This window comes from Synechococcus sp. A15-44 (genome assembly GCF_014280115.1).
In the GTDB taxonomy this organism is placed as follows: domain Bacteria; phylum Cyanobacteriota; class Cyanobacteriia; order PCC-6307; family Cyanobiaceae; genus Parasynechococcus.
Window position 1 is genome coordinate 2,436,057 of record NZ_CP047938.1, and the last position, 26,197, is coordinate 2,462,253.

The window sequence follows — 26,197 nt, forward strand, 5'->3', positions numbered from 1 at the left end:
GTCAAGCCAGAGGGCTGCGCTGCAACTCCTCACGCAAGGCCCGCACGATGCGGCGGTTGTTGCGGCGGGATTGCAATCCGATCCGCAACCAGGACTCGCCGAGACCCTCAAAGCTGCGGCAGTCCCGCAACAGGATGCGATCGCTCCGTTCCAGGGCTTCTCTGAGCGGGACCAACGATCCCGCACCAGCAATCAGCAGAAAATTGGCACTGGAGGGCATGGGGCACAGGCCCGGCACAGCGGCCAGCTGTCGTTGCATCCAGGCCCCCTCTGTAGCCGTCCAGTGCTGGACCCGGCGGCACCAGCGCTGATAACGCCCAAGGGGAAGCAACACCTGCTCAGTCATGGCAGCAGCAAAGCCATTCACCGGCCAGGGATCGCGCCACCCCCGCCAACGATTGAGGCGATCTGGGTGCGCAATGGCATAGCCAACGCGCAAACCCGCCATCCCCAACAACTTGGTGAGGCTGCGGATCACCACCAGGTTGGGATGGTGCTCCACCAGCGGAATCAACGACTGCTGCTCGCCGTCGGGCACGAGCGGCAGGAAGGCCTCATCGCAGATCACCAACCCATGGGTCGCCAGCAGGGGTTCCAGCGACGCACGGCTCCAGAGCTGGCCCGTGGGGTTGTGGGGATTGCAGATCCAGGCCACCGGCGCCGCCATCGAGGGATGCTCCAGTGGGCCGGGGTGATCCCAGCGCAACACCACGGGGACATCGATCGATGGGGCGTTCCAACACTGCAGAGCCCGGCGGTAGTCGGCAAACCCAGGCGCCAGCAAACCACTGACGCCTACGTCGGCCGCATCGCGGGCCGCCCAGGTGAACAACTCGGCCGCGCCATTGCCGGGTAGAACAGCATCCGGATCGATGCCATGAATGCCCGCCATGGCCTGGCGAAGGGATGTCTGGGCCCGATCGGGATAGTCGCGGATGGCAGTCCGGGGCATGCGGAAGCCGCGGGGGCTCCAGGGGGCCAAGGAGGCACTGGCATCCAGTAGCTGCGAGGGCCGGCAGTTCAATCTTGAGGCAGCTGCTTGGCGATTACCCCCATGGCGCAGGTCGACGCCCATCCCGACTCCCGATACAACGCAGAGACATCTCCAGCGTGGCCCACTGCCGATGCAAGCCCGACTGCTGCTGTTAACACTGCTGCTCGCCGCGCCACTGACGGCACGGGCGGACGATCTGATTGTTTTGCTGGAGCAAGGCAGTTGTCCGGACTGTCGGCTCGCGGATGTGGATCTGGTGCACGCCGACCTGCAGGACGCTGATCTGCGGCGGGCCCAATTGCAACGGGCCAACCTCGGACAAGCGCTACTGGACGGGGCTGACCTAAGGGGGGCGGATCTCAGTTTCACAAGCCTTAGGGGCGCCTCATTACGCGGGGCCGACCTAACTGGATCCCGTCTGTATGGCACAGATCTGAGAGATGCTGATCTAAGCGGAGCACTCCTCAACACCCAGGCCCTTGTAAAAGCCCACTGGCGGGGGGCACAGGGGGTCGCTCTGGGCTCACGCAGTCACGCGGGGCTGCACAACGCAGGAGTAAAAGCCTTTCAACTTGGTCGTTGGTCTGAAGCGGAAAAACTTTTCGGCGATGCGATTCGCAGCAACCCCAATGAACCCTTCAGCTGGGTGGCAAGGGGCATCTGCCGCACCGAACTAGCCAAGGACGAATATGCCGCAGCTGATTTCAACTTTGCAGCATCATTGCATCGAACTCGAGGGGATGAAGAGTGGGCGAATCAACTAATGATTGCAGCGGAGAGAGTTAGCAAACGACGCTTTAAAAACAACGCGCCAAGAGAAGCAAATAAAGGCATCGGAAGCCAACTCCTACAAGGCGGAATAACCACATTACGGATGATCATTCCGATTGCGACCAAGGCACTTACACCAATGGGACTTGGAATCTAGAGGCCGCTCATTACCTGTCTAGCAGCAGGAAGATTAGGACTGTACCCATACCCATAACTACCGCCTTGCGTGTCATCGATAATGCGTGGCGTAACAAGAATAACCAATTCGTTTTTCTTGCGATCACCAGATGAGCTGCGGAAGAACTGTCCTATCAAAGGAATATCACCAAGAATAGGCCATTTCGTCACCGCTTGTATATCAGCATCTGAAATCACACCTGTCAAGATTAAAGTCTGACCATCGCGTACTCGGATTTTTCCGGTATCAAGCGTGCGACTATTTATAGTAGAAATGTTACCACAATTAGCGATCGATTCCGGAACTCCAATAGCAGCAGATATTTCTGGAGACAACGAAAATGTGACAAACCCATTATCATCAATCTTGTCTACCCTTGCTCCAAATGTCAAACCAGAATTGCTAAAAATTGGCTGACAAAAGCTATTGCCATTCTGATCTTGTTGAACTTTATAAGACGTTACAAGCCTCGTTCCGACTGACACTAGAGCTTCATTTGAACGTTCTCGAGCTACAAGACCGTCACTTGAGATTGGAATACCATCAGACCCGCGCATGACCTCGGCCCCCTCCTGAAGAATCAACGTGGGACTCGCCAAAACCTTGGTCGAAGATGACTGGATTTGAGCCGTCAAAAAGTCAAAAAACTGATTGGATGGGTATCGGAAACGAGTAGGAGGAGTAAATGTAACTTTCCCTTCTTCATCGATCTCACTAATGCCAGGCTGCAAAGGATTAGAGTAGGTTCCAAAATCAGGGCGATAAGGCCCTCTCTTAACTCCGCCACCAGGCCCCACACGGGTTTTTGAGCCACCAAACGGAAATGATGAACTTGGCCTATCAATGAAGCCTGCGCCACCTGCAAGGGCCCCTGTACCTGGAATAGGCGTTGTCCCCTCTGCAGCGCTATAGCGTCCAGGCAGACCACCAGCCTCGTTGCCCGGTGGCTTATAAGCCCCAAAATTCGCAAGAAGTTGACCATTGTTACTCACAATGAACGCATTTCCACTACGAAATGCAAAACTATTATTGATCTGAGAATCATTTGATAATGCAATATCCAAAATCTTGACGCTTAATGCAACTTGCCTTTGGCGTAAATCTATCTGCCTGAGATAACCCTCAGCGACAGCAACAACCCTAGAAGTGCCAACCAACGTCACAGTTGACAGTCGAGAATCGGTTGTCACAACAAGACCCCTGAGTGGCCCCACAGAGGCACCAAAACTATCACTTTGTAATTTTGTTGAATTTGTTTGTGATGTCTGATTGCTAAGTTGCGATGTTCCTGATGATGCCGCCTCTCCTGTAGTTGTCGTAATGGTATTTGTGAGATTGAAGGTTGCACCGAGGTTACCCAGATACTCAGCAGCAGAGGGAGCACTCACCTGATTCAGACGAATCACCTTGGAAATCTGGGGCCCAAAGGTTTTTGATGCAGCTGCTTTGCCAACCAGTAGCATGCGGCCTTCCAACTTGGCTTGCAAGCCACTGGCTAACAGCACACCATTCAGAGCTCGGGCATAGCTTTCATTCTTGAAAGCCATCGTCACCCTTCTGACAGAGGGCTCGCCAACTGAACTACTTTCGACCGGATCTTCTCCAACGAAAAGAAAGCCGTAACCACCCTGTCGGGCCAAGGCCATCAAGACGTCTTTGGCAGAAGCATTATTCAGCATGAGCGTTACTGGCGGCCCACTCAGATTCACGTAGCTGCGGTTCTGCAACACCATCGTTCCGACCGCCATATCACCTAGTGGCGGGGCAACTGCACGCGGTCGAATGGGTGGAACCACCGTTGGCTGCGCAACGCGGCCAGGCCGACTCAAGTCAAGCCGGCCACTCGTCAAGGCCGTTGTTTGGATCGGCAAGCGCGCAAATGAAACGATGAGGCTGTTGCCATCCACGCGAATCATTGGATCTGGCAAGGACGTCCCCTGCGAAGCCTTCACAACAAGCTCTAACCCCCCTTGCCCCTGAGCGCTGAGGCGGATTGATTTGAGGCCAGCTTCTGCCAACTCAACTTCCTGAGATCGACGGAGCGACAACGGAGCCGAAGCTCGCAATTGACCACTCCACTGCGTTGGGGAACTGCTTTGGCTTACGACGCGCGCATCAGCCAAAACACCATCGACGACTACATCCACACGGTCACCCAAACGGCGCAGTTTCAACACAACAGGTGATTGAGCTACCACCTTTGGAGCTGCGACAAACGCATACAGCCCAAGGCTGGGGGCAGCGAGCCCCCATGCCATTGCTAGAGGCAGCATGCGTCGAATCATCAAGCTCCTCACACCGCCTGTTGTCTACCAAAGGGTTCTTAGCGGATGGTATCGATCGCTATCGCCATGCACCAGCCTCAAGATGGTGACGGCTTAGCGACATTCGCCGGCGAATTGGCGACAGGAGCCAAGTCATAAAAACTCAGCTTCAAGGTGAGCTGGGTGCGAGCGGCTTCAGACTCAACTGAATCAGCAGCTTTTTTATCGACCACAGCCTTGAGTTCAAGTTCACTGCTTTCAACCAGCAACTCCAAAGCCTCCATCCGTTGCAAGAAGGTTTGCAATCCGCCAAATGAACCGCTCACTTCAAGCGCAACAGACGATTTGCGATAACCAAGGGCTTGCAATGGATCTTGCGGAGGTTCAGCCTTCTGATTCGCCTTTGATCGTCTGTTGTTCTGCCGGGATTGCCCTTGTTGGGGTGGTGGCGTTTTGAGCGGTTCGTAGCGCTGCATCTGCACGCCCGAAGCCACAGCCTGCTGATTCAACAGCGCCAGAAAGGTCTGCACCTTGTCACGCCCTGCCAGCAAACCCACCAACAAAGCTTGCTTCTCTTCAGCCATCCGCAGTTCAGTCTCAGCCTGGTTGAGCTGACGTTCCAAAACGGGAGCACTGCGCTGAAGACTGAGCAAGGTGTCTCGCCTCTCCTCCAAACCTTGCACCGTTTGCAGGAGAGGTCTCACCCCCAACACCACAACCGCAGCACTCACCAGAACACCAAGCCCAAGGGGCAAGCCCACCAACAAGCGTCCCCGTGTGAGCCATGGCTGGCTTGACGTTGTCAACAGGTTGGTCATGGCAACAACCCCTCGCCTTGCAGCAACTCCAAGCGCTGGGCCAAACCCTCGGCACCAAGGCCACGCAAGTGTTCCGGCGTGGGTTTCATGGCTGGATCGAGCTTGGCCTCGAGGCTGAAGGCAATTCGTCCCTGTTTGTCGACCTGAGCTTTCACAACAGTTGTTCCATCGAGGAGCATGCCCGGCAGGGCTTCAAGATTGAGATCCAAAGCATTGATCCGCTGAAAGGCATCCGTTCCTTGGGATTCCCCCTTGATCAGCAGTTTGGAAGGATTGGCGTCGACCGACAGAAGGCGCAGCCCCTGAGGCGTGACCCGTCGTAATTGCTCCAACAAGGCCGACCCCGAGCGCACCGCCACCAACTGCTCGGCGATGGATTGCGTCTGCTGCTCCAGGCTGGACCGGCGCGATGTCATGGCACGGAGCCGTGCCTTGGCATCACCCACACGCCTCTCCACAGGATTGAGTGCATCGACCTCGGACTGCACCAGCTGCTGACGACGCTGGAGAGCCAACAGGGTGAGCACGACCAGCGTCACCAACACCACAGCGCCCATGCCGCCCTTAAGAAGCAGGGAGAGTGGCGACGGAACAGGCGCCGGATCCAACGGCAAGCCGAGCTCAAGCCGGCGTTGCTGCAACAAATCCGGCTTGGGCCAGTCCTGACGGGACGTCATCGCTCCTCCTGCTGCAGCGCCAGCAGCGCCAACTGCTGCAGAGGGGACAGCACACCGGTCACATCTCCGGCGGCGCCCTGATCCGATGGTTCAGCCCATGTGGGTAAGGGCTGGTTCAAACAGCACTCCCCCCTCTCCTCGTCGACGAGTGGCATCCAATCGTCAACCTGTACGGTCGGAACCGACAACCACCAGCCCAGTGCAGATGGTGTATCGACCAAGGCCTGCCAGGCAGCAACACAGGCCCGAACCTCGCGCTGGCAGGCCAGAGGGTCGAGCTGCTCAAGCGCATGGTCCACTTCGGGAACCCCCTGGCGAAACAACAGCAAACGCAGGCTCTTCTCCTCCTCCACCAGCCAGGCCATATCGCCCTCCCACGTCTGCGTGAGCTGATGCAAGGCCCGCTGGGCAGCCGTCAGCAGCCAATCAACGCGCCTCAGCGGTACGTCCGCAAGGTCAGCAACCTCGCTCCAGCCCTGAATCAACGACCGCGGCACACCCACCACAGCCAAAGCATCCTGCGCCGGCGAGGCGGTGATGAAACTCTCCGCCAGATCAAACGGCAGGTCGACAGCCTGCAACGACTGGGGCAACAGACCAGGCGAACCTTCCGATCCATAGCCGTCGACCACGCACCAGGCAGCTGCGTTCATAGGCAGGCAAAGCACAAGTTCTGCGCCTGGACAATCGCAATCAAAGATCAGATCAGCCATCAACTCGCCAATGGCTTCCCGTTGCAGCGGCACACCTTCACGGCACACACCATCGGGCCAATCCACTAGGCGTTGCTGCCAACGGCCACCCTGATCCCAACAACAGACCAAGCCTGTGTTGTTCACCGCGATCAACACCGGCTTGACATCAACCAGCCGTCGCCAAGCCAAGCTCAATGCCGTGAGTTGAGGCAGCTCACTTAGAGCAGGCAGTGGCACACAACGCTTCCCACTGTATTCATGCTATCGACGATCAACACGTTTAATCACTCCACTCAGGAGACATTCAGAGGCACAACATCAAGCCGGTGAGGGAGCTTCGATGCATCGAGTTCAGTCCTGCCAGGGCAAACCGCTGCCAGACGCTTCCGCAATGGTGCGCAGGCCATGGCGATCCAGCTGCAGCAGCAGACCGTCCAGAATCCGCGGCACCAGATCCGGACCCTGAAAAATCCAGCCGGTATAAAGCTGCACCAGGGAAGCCCCTGCGGTGATGCGCTCCCAGGCAACTTGCGCAGAATCAATCCCACCCACACCGATCAACGGCAATGCAGGGCCCGCACTGGCCCGCAAACGACGGATCACTTCCTGGGCCCGCTGGCGCAGGGGGGCACCGCTGAGGCCACCGGCCTCCTCCGCCAGGGTGCGGCCGGTCTGCGGCAGACGCCGTTGCTCCAGGCCCAGCCGATTGAGACTGGTGTTGACCGCGATCACACCTGCCAACCCCTCCTCAAAAGCCAGACGTGCCACCGCATCAATCGATTCATCGTCCAGATCCGGCGCGATCTTCACCAGCAGAGGAGGGCAGGCCGGCAGCCGTCGCAGCCGTTCCACCAGACGCCGTAACTGCGCTGTGTCCTGCAGATCCCGCAGGCCGGGGGTGTTGGGGGAGCTGACATTGATCACCGCATAGTCCGCCAACGGGGACAACAACTCCAAGGAAGCGGCGTAGTCGTCCGGAGCCTGCTCCAGGGCGGTGATCTTGGATTTGCCAACGTTGATGCCCAGCACCGCTGGCCGGCGGCCGGGGGGATCCAATCGTTGGCGCTCCAGGGTTTTCAACAAGGCCTTGGCCCCATCGTTGTTGAATCCCATCCGGTTCAACGCGGCCTGCTCCTCCGCCAAACGAAACAGACGTGGTTTCGGGTTGCCCGGCTGGCCATGCCAGGTGACCGTGCCCACTTCGGCGAAGCCAAAGCCAAAGCGATCCCAGATGCCAGCCGCCACCCCGTTTTTGTCGAATCCCGCCGCCAAACCCACCGGATTGGGGAACCGGCAGCCAAACAACACCTGCTCCAGGCGCAGATCACGCCGTTGCAGATCCGCCGCCACGCCATCCAGCACCGTGGACACCCCAGGCCAACGGCGCCGCAGGCTCGCTTGACCCAACGCCGTGAGTGCTGTGCGCGACAGCTGTTCAGCATCCAGGCCGTCGTCTCGCGCCAAGACCGGGCCCAACCAACGCTGGTAAAAGGCACCGCTGCTGAGCGGTCCGGCCGAAGAGGACGGCGACATGCTCGGGCTCAGGACTGTTCTGATCCTGCCTCGCGACGTTCCAGGGTCCAGCGGCCCTCCGCCTGGGGCTGAACAATCCAATCCCTCCAGATCCAGCTCTCCCGCTTGGTTTCCAGCTGTTTCATCGGCTTTTCCACCAGCTGCGCCAGCTCCAACAACGACAGGCTGTAGCCACCCTGCGCCAACCGATCGGCCAGCTCCAAGCGCGACAAAAGCTGGAGCAGAGGCTTGGGGGCCACCTCGGTTGGGGCCTCAGTTGCAGCCTCTGTTGCGGCTTTGGTGGAGGCCAGCTCGGAGGATCCCTGCTTCAGAACCAAGTTCGGCTGGGCGTTATGGGAGAACGCCACAGCGATGCGATCCACCCGTTCGTTGTCTGGATCACCGCTGTGACCTTTGACATAGCTCAGGGGGACGTCGTCCAGTCGGGCGGCATCGAGGGCCTTCCAGAGGTCCTGATTGAGCACAGGCTTGCCAGCAGCTGTTTTCCAGCCTTTGCGCTTCCAACCTTTGATCCAGGAGCCCAGGCCATCAATCAGGTACTTGCTGTCGGTACGCAGGGTGAGATCCGGATGACGGGGCAGCTGCTCAAGCCGTTGCAACACCTCCAACGCGGCCTGCAGTTCCATGCGGTTGTTGGTGGTGTCGGGCGCATGGCCACCGAATTCCTCAACACTGCCGTCTTCGAAGCGCAGCAACGCTCCCCAACCTCCTGGACCTGGGTTGCCGCTGCAGGCACCATCCGTCGCTGCAGCCACGACCCGTCCCCGTCCTTCCGCCATTGATCAGCCCCAACACTGTTCGGTACAACACGGTTTCTGGCGTCACCGTGGATGAGCCGAACCTACCTGCGGGCTGCCGGTCTGACTGCCGTAGGGCTCCTGAGCGCTGGCCTGCCGCAGGAGGGCGCAGCACGGGCGTTGTTTGACAGCGCTGCCATCCCGCAGGAGCGCTTTGCTGTTCTCGCCCAACCGATTGGCAGGGCCCAGTGGAAACTGCTCGTACTGGAACAGATCAAGCCCCAACCGCGCTGCTGGAGGGCACGCCAGGACGGACTGGTGGAGCCCAGCCTGAATCGCTTCAACTTCAGCGGCATCTGCAAGCGCTACCTGGACAGCAATGGCTACTCGCTGCGCAGCGGTGGCCAAGACCTTGGAACCCGCTTTCGCTTCCGGCTCAAGCCATCCGGAGCATCGCTGAGGCTCGAGGCCCTCGACCCCCAGCAACGGGCACCGATCCTGGTGGGTCAGGCCCGAATTCCCAGACGCGATCTCAATGGGTTTGTACGGCTGCAGCTGGAGCCAGGCTGGGCCTTGGAACGCCGTACCTACCAGAAACGCCAGCTGAACCACCTGTATTTCGCCCACCAGGAACCGGTGAACCGGCTGCTCGCTCTGGCCAGCCGCCGCGGCCAACGCTCAGGTTTCAGCCGACTGGGAACCCCGATGCCCCCGATCGCACCACCGCCTCTGCCCTCTGAAGGAGCAACACCGCGACGCACAACACACCGACGCACAACTCGCCTCGCCAGCAATGCTCCGATCCGGCTGCAGGTGATCCCTTACCGCCGTTGAGGACCGACCGTCACAGTGCCAGTTGAGAGGGCGACCAGACAGGGGCTGACAACGGAATTCCTGCCCTTACTTTGATCTTGTGTGAGGAGTGCCGAACGCCTCTTCAGGGTCGAAACAAGGACAGACTCCTGAACGTGTTCCTCTCGACAAAAGCTCCGCCTTTGGCGGGGCTTTTTTTTATTGGCCGGAAATAAAAACCAAAAAACCGGTCCTCGAAAGGACCGGTCGCTGACTGAAAACAGGGAGGAGAGGGACAAGCCCTCTCCCAAGGCGATCACTTAAGGGTGACCTTGCCGCCTGCTTCTTCGATGGCCTTCTTGGCAGCCTCGGCGTCGTCCTTGGAGACACCTTCCTTGACGGCCTTGGGAGCAGCCTCGACCAGAGCCTTGGCGTCGCCCAGACCCAGACCGGTGACCTCACGGACAGCCTTGAGGACCTTGATCTTGGCGGAAGCGTCGAAGCCTTCCAGGATCACATCGAATTCGGTCTGCTCTTCAGCGGCTTCGCCACCGCCACCAGCAGCGCCAGGGGCAGCCATTACAACACCAGCAGATGCTGCGGCGGACACACCGAAGGCCTCTTCGATCTGCTTGACCAGCTCGGAAGCTTCAAGCAGGGAGAGGGATTTCAGCGATTCGAGAATTTCGTCGGTTTTTGCAGACATGGTTTTGAAAGGGGAAGCAACAGATCAATGAACAGTGGTCTCGGCAGGGCCGAATCAGCCTTCGCCGCCTTCGGCGTGCTGCTTGAGCGCCCTGGCCATACCAGAGGGAACCTCGTTGATGCCCACAGCGACCTTTGTGGCCACGGCGTTGATGGCACCGGCGATCTGAGCCATGAGCTGCTCCTTGGAGGGGAGATCGGCGATGGCTTTGATCTCGTCCTGAGACAGGAGCTTGCCTTCGAAAAGGCCGCCCTTGGTCTCGGACTTCTTGAGTTCCTTCTGGAAGGTCTGAACGGCCTTCACACCGGCACCAACATCGCCCTTCACCAGGACGAAGGCGTTGGTTCCGGTCAGCAGGGAATCGAGGCTGGCCCAGTTGCTGTCACCATCAATGGCACGGCGCATCAAGGTGTTTTTGGTCACCTTGCAAACGCTGTCGCTGGCCCGCAGACGATCCCGCAGGTCAGACATTTCCTTGATGGACAGGCCCTTGAAATCAAGGACAAGTGCCAGTTCGGCGTCGGCGAGGAGCTCTTTGAGCTCTCCGACGATCTGCTGCTTGTTCTCCAGCGTGCGGCCCATAGGGATTGGATCGGATCAAAGGAACAAGCTGGGCACACGGCCGATCGAGCCTTCAAAAGGAAGACGAGGCCGCGTGCCGATCCAATCCCGAATGGGACAAAACCGTGTCGCGTCTGCCTCGGCAGGGATTACATCAACGGGAATGACTGACGTCATGCCCAGGGACTTCCTGCTGTCTCTGGCCGGGCGCGTGCCCGATTTGGCTTTCGCCAATCATTAAGTGTAGAGGAGAGCCTGATCAGCTCCCCTGCTCGATGTCCTGCAGGGCAGAGAAATCGACTTCAACAGAAGGACCCATGGTGGAGGTCACATACAGGGACTTCCAGTAACGGCCCTTAGCACCGCTGGGCTTGTTGCGGTCGATGGTTTCCTGCAGGGTCTTGAGGTTCTGCAGCAGGGCCTCGGCGCTGAAGCTGGCCTTGCCGAAGCGGACGTGAACGATGCCGGTGCGGTCGGCACGGAATTCCAGTTTGCCGGCCTTGAATTCCTTGATCGCAGCCTCGAGGTCCGTGGTGACGGTGCCTGCCTTGGGGTTGGGCATCAAGCCACGGGGGCCGAGAACCCGACCCAGCTTGGCCACCTTGGGCATCATGTCGGGGGTGGCAATCAACAGGTCGAAATCCATTTCGCCCTTGCTGATGCTTTCCACCAGGTCTTCTTCACCGGCGAGTTCGGCACCGGCAGCTTTGGCTTCAGCCACCTTTTCACCGCGGGTCACCACAGCGATGCGCACGGTCTGACCGGTGCCGTTAGGCAGAGCCACGGTGGTGCGCAGCTGCTGGTCGGTGTATTTCGGATCGATGCCGAGGCGCACATGGGCCTCCATCGTCTCGTCGAATTTCGCGTTGGCGTTGTCCTTCACCAGGGCAATCGCCTCGAAGGGTGCGTAGGCACGATCCTCGATCTTGCCGGCCAGGCTGGCCAGGCGCTTGGAGATTTTGGGCATGTTCAGGGTTGGGGTTCAGACGACATCAGGGATGCCTCCCCCGAATGGGTTGGAGAAGCGATGCAGCGACGTCAGTCGCTGATGGAAACGCCCATGTTGCGGGCGGTGCCTTCGATGATCCGCATGGCGGACTCAACGCTGGTGCAGTTGAGGTCAGGGAGTTTGGTCTTAGCGATCTCTTCGAGCTGAGCTCGAGTGATCGATCCAACACTGCCCTTGGCGGACTCACCGGATCCCTTTTGGATCTTTGCGGCCTTGGTGATCAGCACCGACGCCGGAGGCGTCTTGGTGATGAAGGTGAAGCTGCGGTCTTCAAAGACCGAGATCTCCACCGGAATCACATAACCGGCCTTGTCCTGCGTCCGAGCGTTGTACTCCTTGCAGAACATCATGATGTTCACACCGTGCTGACCGAGGGCAGGGCCCACCGGCGGCGCGGGGTTGGCTTTGCCGGCATCTAGGGCCAGCTTGATCACAGCTACGACTTTCTTGGCCATCGGCTGGGTGGTTTGGACAGCTGCGGATCACCAGACCCGAGGGTCGGCTGCGGCGGAATGGTTGCCCACTCCCAAGGCCGCCCTCCGCAGGGAGACGGCCGCCGCAAGGGTCAGTTCTGTTTGCTGATCTGGGAAAACTCCAGTTCCACCGGGGTCTCTCGACCAAAGATGGAGAGCAGGGCCTTGAGCTTGTTGCGCTCGCCAGACACCTCGATCACTTCGCCCTGGAAGTCCTTGAACGGACCAGCCGTCACCAGGATCTGATCGCCTTCGGTGAGATCCACCTTGACGACGGTCTTCTTCTCGGCAGCCCGCTTGAAGATGCGGTCCACCTCAGAGCGGCTCAGAGGCCGGGGCTTGATGTGACCACGCGCCTTCCCGGTGGCACGCCGGTCTTCAGCACCGACGAAATTGATCACGTTCGGGGTGCTCCGCACCGCCATCATCGTGTCCTCATCCAGCACCATCCGCACCAGCACATAACCGGGGAAGACCTTCTCCTCGGTGGACTGACGGGTGCCGTCCTTCTTCAGCTTGACGGCAGGGGTCTGGGGAATCTCGATTTCGAGAATTCGGTTGCTCACACCGAGGGTGACGGCCCGCTGCTCCAGGGTGGCCTTGACCTTCTTCTCGCAGCTGGAGGCCACCTGAACGGCGTACCAACGGGCGATGGCCGTATTGGCGACAGCTGCCGCAGGCAAGGTGCCGTCGTCCCCCTCATTCGGGGCCGGCAGATCAAGCACCTCAGGGGCGTCCGGTGTGGTCAGGTCGTCGGGCACGGCGAGAAAGGTGATATCGAGTCAGCGGAACACCTGGGACGAAGCCCACCCAAAGAATCGACTGACAGCCGCGATGGTGGCGGCCGAAAGGCTGACCATCAGGATCACAGCGATGGATTCGCTGAACAGTTGCTGGCGGCTGGGCCAGACCACGAGTTTCAGCTCATCAACCGTGTCCGCCAGAAAACCACCGGATTTGGTGGAATCGGCAGCGGCTTTTGAGCCGTCGGAAGTGGTGGTGTCCTCAGAGATGGGGCTGGTCACGGGGATGGGACCGGAAGTTGACAACGGTGCCGGTAGGCACTTCGCCAAACAGACACCCTACCGGATGCCCTCAAACCCCCACCGGATCGAACACGAGAGCATCCGCGCCAGCCTCCCCCAGCTTCACCGTCACACCACTGGCTCCGGCGAAGCGCTCCTCGAGCAGCAGCGTGGAGAGCGGATTTTCCAACTGACGCCGCAACACCCGACGCAGGGGCCTCGCCCCGTACTCCGGTTCGTGGCCCTGACGGGCCATGGCCTCAGCGACCGCATCGTCCACGAGCAGAGCCAGACCCTGCTCGGCCAACAGGGCCGCAAGATCTTTCAACTGCAGCTGAACAATCCGCACCAGATCGGAGACCTCCAAGGGACGGAAACGAATCACCTCATCGATGCGGTTGAGGAATTCAGGCCGGAACTGGCTGGCGAGCGCTGCATCCACCTGCTGTTGCAGGGCTGAGTCATCGGTGGATCCCGAGCGGGCATGTTCAAGGATCGCCGGGCTGGCCAGATTGCTGGTCATCACAACCACGGTGTGGCGGAAATCGACGGTGCGGCCCTGGGAATCGGTGAGCCGGCCGTCATCCAGCACCTGCAGCAGCAGGTTGAACACATCGGGATGGGCCTTCTCCACTTCATCAAGGAGAAGCACCGCATAGGGACGACGGCGCACGGCCTCCGTGAGTTGCCCCCCTTCCTCGTAGCCGACGTAGCCAGGGGGAGCACCGATCAGCCGAGCCACGGCATTCCGCTCCATGAACTCACTCATGTCGAGGCGAACCAGGGCCTCCTCTTCATCGAAGAGCGACCCCGCCAACGCCTTCGCCAGCTCGGTCTTGCCGACGCCGGTCGGCCCCAGGAACAGGAACGATCCCACCGGACGACGGGGATCCTTCATGCCGGCTCTGGCCCGGCGGATAGCAGCGGCAACGGCCGTCACCGCCTCGCCCTGACCAATCACCCGTTCGGCGAGATGGGCGTCCAGATCCAGGAGTTTGCGCCGCTCACCCGCCAACAGACGCTGCACGGGGATCCCGGTCCAACGGGCCACCAGATCCGCGATGTCACCGGCCTCCACCTGCTCGCGCAACAGGGCCGTCCCAGCCGACTGTGCCTCCGCCTGGGATGCCTCCAGTTCATCCCGGCGCTGCTGCACCCGGTGCAGCTGGTCGTACTGGAGGCGGGCCGCTTCTTCGAGGTCACCATCCCGCTCGGCCTCAGCGATGGCGTGCCGCAGGTCTTCGTCCTGCTGGAGCAGCTGGCCGAGCTCCTCCAGCTGACCGCGCTCCTCCTGCCAGCGCCGCCGCAGATCATCCAGTCGCGTGGACACTTCAAGCCGGTTGCGCTGGAGCTGAATCCGCTCCGCTTCAGGGGCCTGCTCAGCGGCGAGCAGGGCCAGTTCAACGCGACGCAGATCCGCCTCGGCCTCCTCCACCACCTGCGGCTTGGAGGTGACCTCCATCTTCAGTTGCGCCGCCGCTTCATCGATCAGATCAATGGCTTTGTCCGGCAGGCAGCGATCGCTGATGTAGCGGTCGGCGAGACGGTTGGCGGTCTGAATGGCCTCATCGGTGATGCTGACGCCGTGGTGCAGCTCGTAGCGCTCCTTCAGGCCGCGCAGAATTTCGAGGCTCAGCTCCAGATCCGGCTCGCGGATCACCACCTGCTGGAAGCGACGGTTGAGGGCCGGATCCTTTTCCACCGTGAGCCGGTAATCCTCCGGCGTGGTGGCACCGATGCAGCGCAGATCGCCACGGGCGAGGGCAGGTTTCAACAGGCTGCCGGCATCGGTGCTGCTGCGATCACTGCCGACAACGGTGTGCAGCTCATCGATGAACAACACCACCCCGGAATCGGAACCACTCACCTCCTCGAGAACCGAGCGCAGGCGTTCCTCGAACTGACCTCGGAACTTGGCACCGGCAATCAAAGCCCCGAGATCCAGCGCTACAAGCCGCAGACCCTGCAGCGACTCCGGCACTTCACCCGCCACGATCCGCTGCGCCAGCAGCTCAGCAATCGCTGTTTTGCCAACACCGGGTTCACCGATGAGCACAGGATTGTTCTTGCTCCGGCGCGAGAGCACCTTGATCAGGTTGCGAATTTCAGAATCGCGACCGATCACTGGATCCAGGTTGCCGGCCTCCGCTTCTTCGGTGAGATCCCGTCCATAGGACTCCAAGGCCGTGGGGGGCTCCGGCAAGGGGGCCTCAGGGGCGGGCGGCTGGGGGGTAACAGGGGCGACAGGCTCTGGCCCGCGCACCGCACGGGAGGAGGAGGGAACGCGCGCCACCCGTTCACGGCGGGGCGATTCCTGCTGCAGCTCCGGCTGAGCCCGCGGCATTGACCGCTCCTGGGGTGGAACGGAAGCCCCAGCACGTTGGTCCATGCCCGGTTGGATGAGCTGCTCCAGGGCATCGGCCGACAAACCAAAGCCGGCAAACAGATCAGCGCCGATGCGCGGATCGGCACCAATGGCCATCAGCACCTCCGGCAGATCGATGACGTCAGCACTCCAGCGCCGACGGATGGCATCAGCCGAATCGAGCAGCTGTTCCAGGTCATCACCGATGAAGAGCTCAGCGCCTCGCCCGGAGGGCTGATCGGCCAGCTCATCCTCCAAGCGATCCAAAAGCGCATCGATGGGGAGGGGCAAACGCTCCACCAGGCGGCGGCAGGCGGGATCGGTGAACAGCACCTGGATCAGGTGCTCCACATCCAACTGCCCATGGCGCCAGCGACGGGCAACGTCCTGACCACTGAGCAGCAGATCCCAGGCCGCGTCGCTGAAGCGATCCGGCTCGTGGGTGAGGCTGCCGTTCAACGCTGGCGATGAAGTCATCCGGTTCTTCAGGCGTGGGCTTTGGAGGACATCTCGATCAATTCCACCTTGTAGCCATCCGGATCTTCAACAAAGGCGATGACCGTGGTGCCGTGCTTCATCGGACCAGGCTCCCGCACCACACGACCGCCCTTATCGGCAATGCCGGCACAGGTGCTGTGAATGTCCTCCACCCCCAGCGCGATGTGGCCATAGGCATCACCCAGGGTGTAGCTGTCGGTGTCCCAGTTGTGGGTGAGTTCCAGGACCGTGTGGTCCTTCTCCGACCCGTAACCGACAAACGCCAGGGTGAAGCGGCCACTGGGGTAGTCCTTGCGACGCAGAAGCTGCATGCCCAGGACTTCGGTGTAAAAGCCCAGAGACCGGTCCAGATCAGCGACCCGGAGCATGGTGTGAAGCATCCGCATGGGTGTATGTCGAGGAGCTTGAACCTGCCGTCATTCTGGTCAGGTATGACCCGTCACAACACGAGAGAGAGGGGCGACCCATAAGATCCCCGGGTTAAGCGTCCGTCCCAACGTGATCGATTCCCTCGACCTCGTCATCGACACCATCGTGGCCCGAGAGGTGCTCGATTCCCGCGGCAACCCCACGGTTGAAGCCGAGGTGCTGCTCGAAGGAGGTGCCATGGGACGGGCCATCGTTCCCAGTGGTGCCAGCACCGGTGCCCACGAAGCCCACGAACTGCGTGACGGCGGCGATCGCTACATGGGCAAGGGTGTGGGCCAGGCCGTGAACCACATCGAAGAGCGGATCGCACCGGCCCTCTGCGGCCTTTCCGCTCTGGATCAGGCGGCTGTGGACGCCGCGATGCTGGAGCTGGACGGAAGCGACAACAAATCCAACCTGGGAGCCAACGCGATCCTGGCGGTAAGCATGGCCACCGCCCGCGCTGCTGCCAACGGGCTGGGGATTCCCCTCTACCGCTACCTCGGCGGCCCGATGGCCAACCTGCTGCCGGTGCCGTTGATGAACGTGATCAACGGTGGCGCCCATGCCGCCAACAGCCTGGACTTCCAGGAATTCATGCTGGTGCCCCATGGGGCTCCGAGCTTCCGCGAAGCCCTGCGGATGGGCACCGAGGTGTTCCACACGCTCAAGAAACTGCTCAGCGACAAGGGCATGAGCACCGCCGTGGGCGACGAAGGTGGCTTCGCACCGGATCTGGGCAATGTGGAAGCCGGTGAAATCCTGGTGGAAGCGATCAGCAAGGCGGGCTACAAGCCCGGCGAGCAGATCTCCCTGGCCCTGGACGTGGCCAGCACCGAATTCTTCGAGAACGGCCGTTATGCCTTCGATGGCGGCAGCTACACCAGCGCCGAGATGGTGGGCCAACTCGAGCAACTGGTGGAGAAATTCCCGATCGTTTCGATCGAAGACGGCCTGGCCGAAGACGACTGGGATGGCTGGAAGCTGCTGACCGAGCGCCTCGGCGGCAAGGTGCAGCTGGTGGGTGACGACCTGTTCGTGACCAACACCAAGCGGCTTCAACAGGGCATCGACAGCGCCACGGCCAACTCGATCCTGATCAAGGTGAACCAGATCGGTTCGCTCACCGAAACCCTCCAGGCCATCGACCTGGCAGGCCGCTCCGGTTACACCAGCGTGATCAGCCACCGCAGTGGCGAAACCGAAGACACCACCATCGCCGACCTCTCCGTCGCCACCCGCTCCGGACAGATCAAGACCGGCTCCCTCAGCCGCAGCGAGCGGGTCGCCAAGTACAACCAGCTGCTTCGCATCGAAGACGAGCTGGGCAGCCAGGCCGTCTACGCCGGTGCTGTTGGCCAGGGCCCCCGCGGCAAGGCCTGATCCCAGGCCCCCGACGAACGTTCAACGGTTGGAACCGGGCAACTGCTCCAACCGTTGATCACGACGAATCTTGACCTGCATTCGGAACCAGCCCAAGCCCACCGGGAAAGCAGCAGCAGCCGGAAGAAGCGACCAGAGCGGGCGGGCACTGGCACCCACAATGGCGGTGGCCAAAGCCAAGCATCCGAGCAACACCGATTGGCCGATCGATTGCTGGGCCAGGGCCATCCGGCGGAACTGACTGTCCGATTCGCCCAGCCGCACCTGGAGCTGAAGATCCCCCTGCTCCAGGCGTTCCAGACTTTCATCCAAGCGCCGCGGGAAGGCCGCAGCGCGGCTGCTGAGGGCCCCGACCTGACGGCCGAGTTCGTTGAACAGATCGTTGCTGCCGGAGCCGCTGGAGGTCATGAGTGGAAGGAGATAAGGCTTGGCGATCGCCACCAAGCTAAAAGCGGGATCAAGGCTGCGGCCAACACCCTCGAAGGTGGACAACGCCCGCATCACGAAGATCAGCTCAACCGGTAGACGAAAGGGCTGGCCATAGACCAGGTCGTAGAGATCGCCTGAGAGTTTGTCGATCACGTTGGCCGTGAAGGGTGGGGTGAGGGCCTCCTGCAGCATCAGCCGCACGAGACGGCGCACCGGACCCACATCAATGCCACCAGAGATCACCCCAGCCGCCTGCATCTCCTCCACCAATGCCGCTGAATCCCTCGCAGCAGCAGCGCGAACCATGGCTCCCAGACGTCGACGCAGGCCGTCTGACAACAGCCCCATCATCCCGAAGTCGTAGTAGATGAGCGCTCCATCACTCGCCACGGCGAGGTTGCCGGGATGGGGGTCGGCATGAAAGAAACCAAACCTCACCAACTGCTTGAGATAACTGGCCGCACCCACCTCAGCCACCGCGGCCGGATCAACGCCGGCTTCGAGCAACGCCTCACGGTCATTGACCTTGATGCCGGGCAGGTAGTCGAGGCACAGCACACGGCGCGTGCTCAACTCCCAAACCACACCGGGGATCCTGATGCGTTCGTCATCCAGAAATTGCTGACGGAAACGAGCGGCGTACTGCGCCTCAACGCGGAAATCGAGCTCACGCAGGAGCACACGTCGACATTCCCGTGCCATCGCCGGCCAATCACGACCACGCCCCCAACTGGGATTGCGTTGCAGCACAGCTGCCACCTGCTGCATCACCTCCAGATCAAGGCGAAACAGGCGATCGAGCCCAGGGCGCTGCACCTTGAGCACCACCTGCCGGCCACTGCGCAGGCTGGCGCGATGCACCTGGGCCAGCGAGGCAGCCCCCAGGGGCTCGGGATCGAGATCGATCACCTCGGCACAGCGCGGCCCCAGCTCTCGCTCGAGCACGGTCTGCACCTGATCAAAACTGAAGGCCGGAACGCTGTCCTGCAGCGCTGCCAGTTCGGCCACCCAGCCCGCGGGGAGGATGTCTGGGCGGGCGGAGAGCAGTTGCCCCAGCTTGATGAAGGCGGAGCCCAGAGACAGCAACTCAGCCGTCAACCAACGGGCTCGCTGTTGCTGACGGCGCGCACGACGCTCGGCGGTGACACCGCCGCGATAGGTCCAGGACTGGCCATCCCACCAAAGCAACAGCAGCAGCGTCAGGACAGCGCGCCAGATGCGGAGCGCTCGCAGCAGTCCGAGCATCAGGGGCGTGCCTCGATCGCTTGGCTCAGATCAGCCACCTTGGCCCGAAGACGATCGATCACCGCCTGTGGGTTGTCCGATGGTTCCGAGGCCGACGCCCCATCTGTGCTCACTGTGGCCTGATCACCCCGTTCAATCCGTTCCGCCTCGGCACGCACCTCGTCCTGAAACAGATCCCATTCCTGGCGCAGCCGTTGCGGAGCGTCTTGCGCCAGCACCGCCAACTCGGCGGCCGCGTCCGCAAAGCCGTGACCAAGGCGCGCACTGATGCGGTTCACCGTGGCGCGAATCAAGGCCTCCGACGAGCCCATGGACCGATTGCAGACAGCTTCAACTGTGGCAGATCCAACCGGAGATCAGGGCTGAGGCGGGGTCACGGGCTCAATGGCTTCGAAAAAGGCTTCCGCTCCAGGCGGCAGCACAACAGGTTCCAGCTCAGCCACCAACACCGGTGAATCACCGCCAGGAACAACCACAGCAGGAATCACCTCGATGAACTCCTCAGGAAGCACCAGGGAATCGGCATTACTGTCATCAAGCTCGGAGGCAATGGTTTGGGGGTCCGACCAGGCTGGGGCCGTCCACACGGGGGTTTGGGCGTCTGCAGCGCCAGATTGGGTTTGGGCGTCTCCTCGACCGCTGGCTGGGCCGCTGGCTGGGCCGCTTGCTGGGCCGCTTGCTGGGCCGGTCGGCTTGCAGCCTGTAGGGCTGTGACATCCACTTGCAGGAATAAATCATCGTCACTGAACCGAGCCCGAATCTCCTGCAGAGAATCCCCTGGAAACACGATCGATGTGAAGGCCTCAGGGACAGGGTCCTCAGCATTGGTCTGCAGCGTCAGCACCCGCTCGGTGATGCCGTAACCAAGGGCGAAACAACAACCAGCCTCCAGTGGCCCCACCCAGAAACGTGTCTTAGCCTCAACGGGAGCGTCAGAGGAGCTGGTATCATGAATTACATACCCCAAACTTACTCAAGCTTGACCTATCTTCTAATATAAAATAGAAAAAGCTGGTTAGTATTTAGAGCCTTCCATTAGGCAATCGTCACCTCGAAAACAATAAATTAGGCAATAAACATAAAGTCAATTCACAGGCGCGCCAAAGGCTTGGCTCAAGCAAACAAAAGAAGAATCAGAAGTCACCTCCCAAACACTCCCATGTTAATATAAATAGGCTTACCTTGAAATATCAAGCAATACAATATAGAGTCGAGAAGGCCTCTTAAATCCAATTAGTGGCGATTGTAAACAGCGAATTAGGCATTGTCTTCTTGTGCACCGCGAAAGTGGCAAGCACATCCCTAGAAAAAGCCTTAGAAAATCTTTCCGGCTCTGAGAGAATACCGGGAGGCAAGCACATGGGCTTACGCAATTTTACCAAAAAAAGTCTTCCCATGCTGGAGCACAAGTACCCTCACGCAAAATTTACTAGCTTTTGCATCGTTAGAGAACCTTTGGAAAGACTTAACTCATGGTGGAGATACCGAGCACGACTGCATGCCGAACATAAAAACAGTACGGCCGGAATGCCATTTATAGAATTCGTCGAAAGCCACTTAGAATACCTTAATGGCAATAAAACATCCGCAAAAAGCAATGTCCAGTTCAGCCCCCAGACAAAGTGGGTACTAGATAGTCGCAATAAATATGTCACCGACAAAGTATTTGCGGTGGAAAAATTTGAGGAGGTGGAAGAATTCCTGCAATCGCGAACCAGCGAAGTCGTTCGAATTCGACGCAGGAACGTATCTCCAATGCAAGATAACAGCGATATTTCAAGTATTCAGGGCAAACTTCTCGAGGACCTAAAACGATCTCTGGACTTGGATTACAAAATTCATGAATTGGCTTTAAGATCGCCTGATTCAGTCAAGCAATTCTTAGATAATTTCCCGAATGAGGTTGAAAATTCAACGCAAAAGTTCTTCTAAACGGAAATATGGCAGATCCAGTCGGAGATCAGGGCTGAGGAGGGGTCACGGGCTCAATGACTTCGAAGAAGGCTTCCGCACCAGGAGGCAGCACCACAGGTTCCGGCTCAACCACCAACATCGGTGAATCACCGTCAGGAACAACCACAGCCGGCATCGCCTCGATGGACTCCTCAGGAAGCACCAGGGAATCGGCGTTGCTGTCATCAAGCTCGGGTTCAGGCTCCTGGGCAGATGAAGGGGCGGGTCCGTTGTCGTCCTCCATCTCTGGGGCAATGGTTTGGGGGTCCGACCAGGCTGGGGCCGTCCACACGGGGGGTTCGGGCGTCTGCAGCGCCACATCGGGTTTAGGCGTCTCCTTGACCACTGGCTGGGCCGCTTGCTGGGCCGGTCGGCTTGCAGCCTCGGCGGCTTCTAGGGCTGTGACATCCACTTGCAGGGATGGATCATCGTCACTGAACCGGGCCCGAATCTCCTGCAGGGAATCCCCTGGAAACGCGAGCGGTGTGAAGGCCTCAGGGACAGGATCCTGAGCATTGGTCTGCAGCGTCAGCACCCGCTCGGTGATGCCGTAACCAAGGGCGAAACAACAACCAGCCACCAGAGGGGCCAACCAGAAACGTGCCTTGGCCTCAACGAGAGCGTCAGGGGAGCTGGAATTGTCCACAGAGGGATCTGACGGAGACTCTGATTGTGACAGGGATTCAGGACAGAAGCTTCAGGTGGTGTAGTCGACTGGTACGAGTCCGTAACGTGCCACTCTCGAAGGACCATCAGAACCGTGGCAAAGGCGGGAAGTTTGCTGAGAGTTCGCATCCACCTGCAAGACAAGTTCAAGTCTCTCTGCCTGAAACGTTCATAGAGGCACTCGATGCGTATGGACGAGAGCACGGCACAGGACGTGGCAGAAGCATCGTGAAATTGCTTGAGGGTGTACTAACACCTAGTTCGCCTCCAGACCCCCTTCCCGTCGCTCAGAGAGACCTTGTGAGGTTGGAGTTAGTCAAGAGTAGTAACCCCCTCTATCAAAAGTTCCGTCGCAGCCACTACATCCCTGACAGAGGGACGATGGGACAACAACTCCAGTACCTGATCTTCTACGAATCTGAGGTCGTTGGAATCATTGGTGGTGCTTCCGCAGTCTTTGCCAATCAGGCACGGGACGAGTTCTTTGGTCTTGCGGAGGAGGCGGAAGTCAAAAAACATCAACTCAATAGCATCGTCAACAACAATGTTTTTCGCCTTGAGTATCCCGCACCAAATCTAGCAACGATTGTTCTCTCCATCTGGAGAAAACGGATAATGGAGGACTGGGAAAAACTATATGGAGTTCCGATAGCAGGGTTCGAGACCTTTGTCGTCGAAGAACGTTTATGGAATGGAAAGACCAGAAATGGTGCTTGTTATAGCGCTGATAACTGGGAAATGGTTGGTATCACCCGTGGATATGGAAAAACCAATGCTCGCGGCCGTGAGATCAAAGACAAAACCCTTCGGTCCAAGAAATTGGTCTACTACCTTCGGATCAAAGGGAGAGAACTTTGTGATTCCTATGCAGCTGCGTGGAACGATCTTGATCTCAAAAGAGATCTACGCAAGAGGCGAGATCAGATTTTGAGTGATCCACTGGATATCGTGCTTGATGTCATAAGAGGCATTTAACGTTAAAATAATATGGAATGCATTCATTTTACAAGTCTTGAGTTCCAGAATTCTCTATCAATAATCTTTGCTCGAGGTCTAAATGGTGCATAAAAGTGCGTTATAATAAAAAGATAAACTTCATGTCATGAGAATTAATCCGCTATTGAGTACAATTTTTTTGTGTAATCCAAAATGTGCCAGCACCTCTATCGAGAATTTGTTAGATCAAGATCAAGCAACAATAGTCTTCAATGGAGTGCCTCGACCGCCAGTCGGAGTTGGTCTTAAACACGTCAATGCAGAGTTCACAAAGTCGAAGATACTTCCATTTGTCAATTCTATATATCCCGACATACAGTTCACAAAATTCTGTGTTATTCGAGAACCCTTGGACCACTTATTTTCATGGTGGAAATACAGAACTAAGCTTGCAATTAACTCGCCAATGAGCACCAAAAAGATTCAGTTTGCTGATTTCATTCAACGATATATTGACTTCAGGGAAGGCGATAATTCCGCCCCAGCATATGTCAAGGTTAGGGGACAATCCGAATTTGTCCTTGACGAAAACCAAAAAGTCTTTACAGACAAGGTATTCACCTTGGACAGAATAGATTTAGTCGAAAGGTTCATTTCCGATAGAGCGGGCAAGAACCTCTCTTTAGACATGCACAATAGATCGCCATCAGCAGTCGAAAGTTCTAAGAGTTTAGAAAGTAAATTAACTGAAAAATTGCGGAAGTTTCTTTCGGATGACGATGAAATTTACAAGCTGGCATCAATATCACCAGATAAAGTCAAAAGCAGTTTTGAATTTCACAGGTAATCGCAAGGCAGAAACATTCGACCTTATAGGTGCCATTTACTTTTTATTTTTAAGTTTATAGTATTTTGTCGTTTTAAAGAATATCCACCTTAAACAACTTAGATCTCAAATGAGATCTCTGCAAGAGGAGAGATCAGATAGAAGAGAAATCAGATGTTGAGTGATCCGCTGGACATCGTGCTTGATGTCATACGAGGAGAGACCTGACGGGGAGACACAGAGGCAACTAAGTGTGGATCCACCGTCACCACTGCGTTACCCCCTCAAAAGACTCCGCCCAAATCTATTGGAAATACTGACGTTTTTGGGTTAAGTGGTGTAGTCGGCGTTGATGCGCACGTACTGATCCGACAGGTCACATCCCCAGGCCTGACCAGAGCCGGAACCATGCCCCAGGCCGAGGCGAATCGGAACATGCTCCTGCCTCAGAACGTTGCTGGCTGCAGCGCGATCAAAGGCCACGGGTTGACCAGCCGCCATCAATTGATGGGGACCAATCCAAAGAGCAACCGCATCCGGATCGAAAGACACACCGGAGCGACCCGCGGCCGCCACGATCCGCCCCCAGTTCGGATCCCGGCCATGGACTGCGGTCTTCACCAGGGACGAACCACAGACCGTGCGCGCCACCTGCAACGCCGCGGCCTCGTCAACCGCACCCTCCACCTGCACTTCGATCAGACAGGTCGCCCCTTCGCCATCCCGGGCAATGGCCTGAGCCAGCTGTTGCATGGCCTGGGTGAGGCCCTGTTCCAGAACGGCATGGTGCTGTTGGGCCAGCGGTGGGCCTGCCGCGAAGGCCAGCACGGTGTCGTTGGTGCTGGTGTCTCCGTCCACGGTGATGGCGTTGAAGGAACGCTGCACCGCACGTCGCACCATCTCCTGCCAAACGCCGGCATCGACGCCGGCATCACAACTGAAGAAGCCGAGCATCGTGGCCATGTCGGGATGAATCATTCCCGAGCCTTTGGCCATCCCTCCGATGCGCACCCGGCGCCCCTCCAGTTCCAGTTCAAGCGCCACCTGCTTGTCCACCAGATCGGTGGTGAGGATGGCGTTGGCCGCAGCATCACCCCCCGCGTCATCCAAGGCCTCCACCAAAGGAGCCAACCCGGCCAGAAGGGTGGGCATCGGAATCGGCACACCAATCACTCCGGTGGAGCAGATCAACACCGACTCCGCATCGACGCCAAGCTGATCGGCCAGCACCTGGGTGGCGCGCTGGCTGTCGACCAGACCGCGATCGCCGGTGCAGGCATTGGCCTGACCGGAGTTGATCAACACGGCACGGGCCTGGCCGGCAGTACTGGCAAGGCGATCACGGCAGAGATCAACACAGGCCGCCCGCACCACGGAGGTGGTGAAGGTGCCGGCACAAACGGCCGTCACCGGTGCCAACACCAGCGCCAGATCAGGCTTACCCGAGGGCTTCAGGCCGGCCACGATGCCAGCGGCCTGGAACCCATTCGGTGCCGTCACACCACCCTGGATCGGTTGCCAAGAAGAGGCCATCGCCACCGCTGATCCGCCGCGAGACACTGGGTGCATCCTGCTCCCACACCATGGCGCCTGGCGAGCCGTTCTCGCAACGACGCATCGGACTCACGGGCGGGATCGCAAGCGGCAAGAGCAGCGTGGGCCATTGGTTGGCGCAGCAAGGTCTGCCGGTGTTGGATGCGGATCAATTCGCCCGAGAGGCCCTCGCACCCGGTCGCCCGGCCACGACCAGCGTGATGCAGCGGTACGGCACTGCAGTCCAGGCTGAAGGGGGCGCAGCCGTCGACCGCGCTGCCCTGGGTCGGATCGTGTTCCAGGACCCCGCGGAACGGCAGTGGCTCGAGCAACTGGTTCACCCGATCGTGCGGGAGCGCTTCGATCAAGCACTCAGCCTCCATGCCAAGACACCTGCCGTTGTGCTGATGATTCCGCTGTTGTTCGAGGCGGGGCTGGAGTTGCTCTGCAGCGAAATCTGGCTGGTCGACTGCGATGAATCCCAGCAGCTCGGGCGCTTGATCGCGCGGGACGGGCTGAGCCCTGCAGCCGCTCAAGCCCGCATTGCCGCCCAATGGCCCCTGAGCCGGAAACGCGGCTTGGCGGACCAGGTGATTTCTAATCGAGGCCAACCCGGCTCTTGGCAAGCCCAGGCCTTGGGGCTGCTGAACCAACCTCAGAACAACTGACCAGGGTTCAAGACATCCCCCCTCTTGTCCACAATGCAGCTGAGCGCAACAACG

Annotated in this window: 27 protein-coding genes; 7 read left to right on the forward strand and 20 right to left on the reverse strand. The window is 59.1% G+C overall.

All coding sequences use genetic code 11. The annotated features are described in order from the left end of the window. Window position 1 precedes the first annotated feature (1 nt). Window positions 2-1,075, reverse strand: coding sequence for an aminotransferase class I/II-fold pyridoxal phosphate-dependent enzyme (locus SynA1544_RS13630; RefSeq protein ID WP_186514181.1), 1,074 nt, complete (start codon window positions 1,073-1,075; stop codon window positions 2-4). 49 nt (window positions 1,076-1,124) lie between these two features. Between SynA1544_RS13630 and SynA1544_RS13635 the strand changes: the two genes are divergently transcribed. After that, complete coding sequence (locus SynA1544_RS13635; RefSeq protein ID WP_186514183.1) at window positions 1,125-1,922, forward strand: pentapeptide repeat-containing protein; 798 nt, start codon at window positions 1,125-1,127, stop codon at window positions 1,920-1,922. Here the strand turns inward: SynA1544_RS13635 and SynA1544_RS13640 are convergent. From SynA1544_RS13640 to rnhA, 6 genes are all read right to left on the reverse strand, one after another. Further along, entirely contained in the window at window positions 1,919-3,691 is a 1,773-nt protein-coding gene (locus SynA1544_RS13640; RefSeq protein WP_370594075.1) for a type II secretion system protein GspD, read from the reverse strand. The two genes, SynA1544_RS13635 and SynA1544_RS13640, sit on opposite strands and share 4 nt — an antisense overlap. 614 nt (window positions 3,692-4,305) lie before the next feature. Then, window positions 4,306-4,791, reverse strand: a complete 486-nt coding sequence (locus SynA1544_RS13645) for a hypothetical protein (protein WP_186514186.1) — start codon at window positions 4,789-4,791, stop codon at window positions 4,306-4,308. Window positions 4,792-5,021: 230 nt separating this feature from the next. After that, a complete protein-coding gene (locus SynA1544_RS13650; protein WP_186514188.1) occupies window positions 5,022-5,702 on the reverse strand; it encodes a PilN domain-containing protein in 681 nt (226 codons plus the stop codon). Next, window positions 5,699-6,634 (reverse strand): hypothetical protein, encoded by a 936-nt coding sequence (locus tag SynA1544_RS13655; RefSeq protein WP_186514190.1) that lies wholly within the window; start codon window positions 6,632-6,634, stop codon window positions 5,699-5,701. Before SynA1544_RS13655 ends, SynA1544_RS13650 begins: the two co-directional genes overlap by 4 nt. Before the next feature lie 114 nt (window positions 6,635-6,748). Beyond that, window positions 6,749-7,930 carry a quinone-dependent dihydroorotate dehydrogenase gene (locus SynA1544_RS13660; RefSeq protein ID WP_186514192.1) on the reverse strand — a complete coding sequence of 394 codons (1,182 nt, stop codon included), beginning with the start codon at window positions 7,928-7,930 and terminating at the stop codon, window positions 6,749-6,751. A gap of 8 nt (window positions 7,931-7,938) precedes the next feature. Beyond that, window positions 7,939-8,709, reverse strand: coding sequence for a ribonuclease HI (rnhA, locus tag SynA1544_RS13665; protein ID WP_186514194.1), 771 nt, complete (start codon window positions 8,707-8,709; stop codon window positions 7,939-7,941). A gap of 51 nt (window positions 8,710-8,760) precedes the next feature. Here rnhA and SynA1544_RS13670 point away from each other — a divergent pair, with 51 nt between their 5' ends. Further along, the gene (locus SynA1544_RS13670; RefSeq protein WP_186514195.1) at window positions 8,761-9,501 is read left to right on the forward strand and encodes a DUF3747 domain-containing protein; all 741 of its coding nucleotides are present in this window, start codon (window positions 8,761-8,763) and stop codon (window positions 9,499-9,501) included. A gap of 274 nt (window positions 9,502-9,775) precedes the next feature. Here SynA1544_RS13670 and rplL read toward each other — a convergent pair whose 3' ends face one another. The 8 genes from rplL to gloA all read right to left on the reverse strand — a co-directional run bounded on the left by rplL (window position 9,776) and on the right by gloA (window position 16,482). Next, on the reverse strand, window positions 9,776-10,165 hold the full coding sequence (gene rplL / locus SynA1544_RS13675) for a 50S ribosomal protein L7/L12 (protein ID WP_186514197.1): 390 nt from the start codon (window positions 10,163-10,165) through the stop codon (window positions 9,776-9,778). Between the two features lie 54 nt (window positions 10,166-10,219). Next, on the reverse strand, window positions 10,220-10,747 hold the full coding sequence (gene rplJ / locus SynA1544_RS13680) for a 50S ribosomal protein L10 (RefSeq protein WP_006851480.1): 528 nt from the start codon (window positions 10,745-10,747) through the stop codon (window positions 10,220-10,222). Between the two features lie 238 nt (window positions 10,748-10,985). Then, entirely contained in the window at window positions 10,986-11,693 is a 708-nt protein-coding gene (gene rplA / locus SynA1544_RS13685; RefSeq protein WP_186514199.1) for a 50S ribosomal protein L1, read from the reverse strand. Window positions 11,694-11,764: 71 nt separating this feature from the next. After that, a complete protein-coding gene (rplK, locus tag SynA1544_RS13690) occupies window positions 11,765-12,190 on the reverse strand; it encodes a 50S ribosomal protein L11 (protein ID WP_115081253.1) in 426 nt (141 codons plus the stop codon). A gap of 110 nt (window positions 12,191-12,300) precedes the next feature. After that, window positions 12,301-12,969, reverse strand: coding sequence for a transcription termination/antitermination protein NusG (gene nusG / locus SynA1544_RS13695; protein ID WP_186514200.1), 669 nt, complete (start codon window positions 12,967-12,969; stop codon window positions 12,301-12,303). A gap of 21 nt (window positions 12,970-12,990) precedes the next feature. Next, on the reverse strand, window positions 12,991-13,233 hold the full coding sequence (gene secE / locus SynA1544_RS13700; protein WP_006850159.1) for a preprotein translocase subunit SecE: 243 nt from the start codon (window positions 13,231-13,233) through the stop codon (window positions 12,991-12,993). Between the two features lie 70 nt (window positions 13,234-13,303). Then, window positions 13,304-16,075 (reverse strand): ATP-dependent Clp protease ATP-binding subunit, encoded by a 2,772-nt coding sequence (locus tag SynA1544_RS13705; protein WP_186514202.1) that lies wholly within the window; start codon window positions 16,073-16,075, stop codon window positions 13,304-13,306. An 8-nt stretch (window positions 16,076-16,083) separates the two neighbouring features. Then, window positions 16,084-16,482, reverse strand: a complete 399-nt coding sequence (gene gloA / locus SynA1544_RS13710) for a lactoylglutathione lyase (protein ID WP_186514204.1) — start codon at window positions 16,480-16,482, stop codon at window positions 16,084-16,086. A 112-nt stretch (window positions 16,483-16,594) separates the two neighbouring features. Here gloA and eno point away from each other — a divergent pair, with 112 nt between their 5' ends. Continuing rightward, window positions 16,595-17,887 carry a phosphopyruvate hydratase gene (eno, locus tag SynA1544_RS13715; RefSeq protein WP_186514206.1) on the forward strand — a complete coding sequence of 431 codons (1,293 nt, stop codon included), beginning with the start codon at window positions 16,595-16,597 and terminating at the stop codon, window positions 17,885-17,887. 21 nt (window positions 17,888-17,908) lie between these two features. On the opposite strand, the gene SynA1544_RS13720 is transcribed toward eno, so the two are convergent. The 3 genes from SynA1544_RS13720 to SynA1544_RS13730 are packed head-to-tail and all read right to left on the reverse strand — an operon-like array spanning window position 17,909 to window position 20,148. Then, window positions 17,909-19,561: an AarF/ABC1/UbiB kinase family protein gene (locus tag SynA1544_RS13720; RefSeq protein ID WP_186514208.1), complete on the reverse strand. Its 1,653-nt coding sequence runs from the start codon at window positions 19,559-19,561 to the stop codon at window positions 17,909-17,911. Further along, window positions 19,561-19,872, reverse strand: coding sequence for a hypothetical protein (locus SynA1544_RS13725; protein WP_186514210.1), 312 nt, complete (start codon window positions 19,870-19,872; stop codon window positions 19,561-19,563). The genes SynA1544_RS13720 and SynA1544_RS13725 overlap by 1 nt, the downstream gene beginning before the upstream one ends. Window positions 19,873-19,917: 45 nt before the next feature. Next, on the reverse strand, window positions 19,918-20,148 hold the full coding sequence (locus SynA1544_RS13730; protein ID WP_186514212.1) for a hypothetical protein: 231 nt from the start codon (window positions 20,146-20,148) through the stop codon (window positions 19,918-19,920). A 649-nt stretch (window positions 20,149-20,797) separates the two neighbouring features. Between SynA1544_RS13730 and SynA1544_RS13735 the strand changes: the two genes are divergently transcribed. Beyond that, the gene (locus SynA1544_RS13735) at window positions 20,798-21,493 is read left to right on the forward strand and encodes a sulfotransferase family 2 domain-containing protein (protein ID WP_186514213.1); all 696 of its coding nucleotides are present in this window, start codon (window positions 20,798-20,800) and stop codon (window positions 21,491-21,493) included. Window positions 21,494-21,521: 28 nt separating this feature from the next. On the opposite strand, the gene SynA1544_RS13740 is transcribed toward SynA1544_RS13735, so the two are convergent. Then, window positions 21,522-22,160, reverse strand: a complete 639-nt coding sequence (locus SynA1544_RS13740; protein WP_186514215.1) for a hypothetical protein — start codon at window positions 22,158-22,160, stop codon at window positions 21,522-21,524. A 320-nt stretch (window positions 22,161-22,480) separates the two neighbouring features. On the opposite strand from SynA1544_RS13740, the gene SynA1544_RS13745 reads away from it, so the two are divergent. Then, on the forward strand, window positions 22,481-23,155 hold the full coding sequence (locus SynA1544_RS13745; protein ID WP_255477809.1) for a Druantia anti-phage system protein DruA: 675 nt from the start codon (window positions 22,481-22,483) through the stop codon (window positions 23,153-23,155). A 238-nt stretch (window positions 23,156-23,393) separates the two neighbouring features. Next, the gene (locus SynA1544_RS13750) at window positions 23,394-23,963 is read left to right on the forward strand and encodes a hypothetical protein (protein ID WP_186514219.1); all 570 of its coding nucleotides are present in this window, start codon (window positions 23,394-23,396) and stop codon (window positions 23,961-23,963) included. Between the two features lie 309 nt (window positions 23,964-24,272). On the opposite strand, the gene argJ is transcribed toward SynA1544_RS13750, so the two are convergent. Beyond that, window positions 24,273-25,475: a bifunctional glutamate N-acetyltransferase/amino-acid acetyltransferase ArgJ gene (argJ, locus tag SynA1544_RS13755; protein ID WP_186514220.1), complete on the reverse strand. Its 1,203-nt coding sequence runs from the start codon at window positions 25,473-25,475 to the stop codon at window positions 24,273-24,275. A 50-nt stretch (window positions 25,476-25,525) separates the two neighbouring features. Between argJ and coaE the strand changes: the two genes are divergently transcribed. Continuing rightward, window positions 25,526-26,143 carry a dephospho-CoA kinase gene (gene coaE / locus SynA1544_RS13760; RefSeq protein WP_186514222.1) on the forward strand — a complete coding sequence of 206 codons (618 nt, stop codon included), beginning with the start codon at window positions 25,526-25,528 and terminating at the stop codon, window positions 26,141-26,143. The last annotated feature ends 54 nt before the right edge of the window (window positions 26,144-26,197 follow it).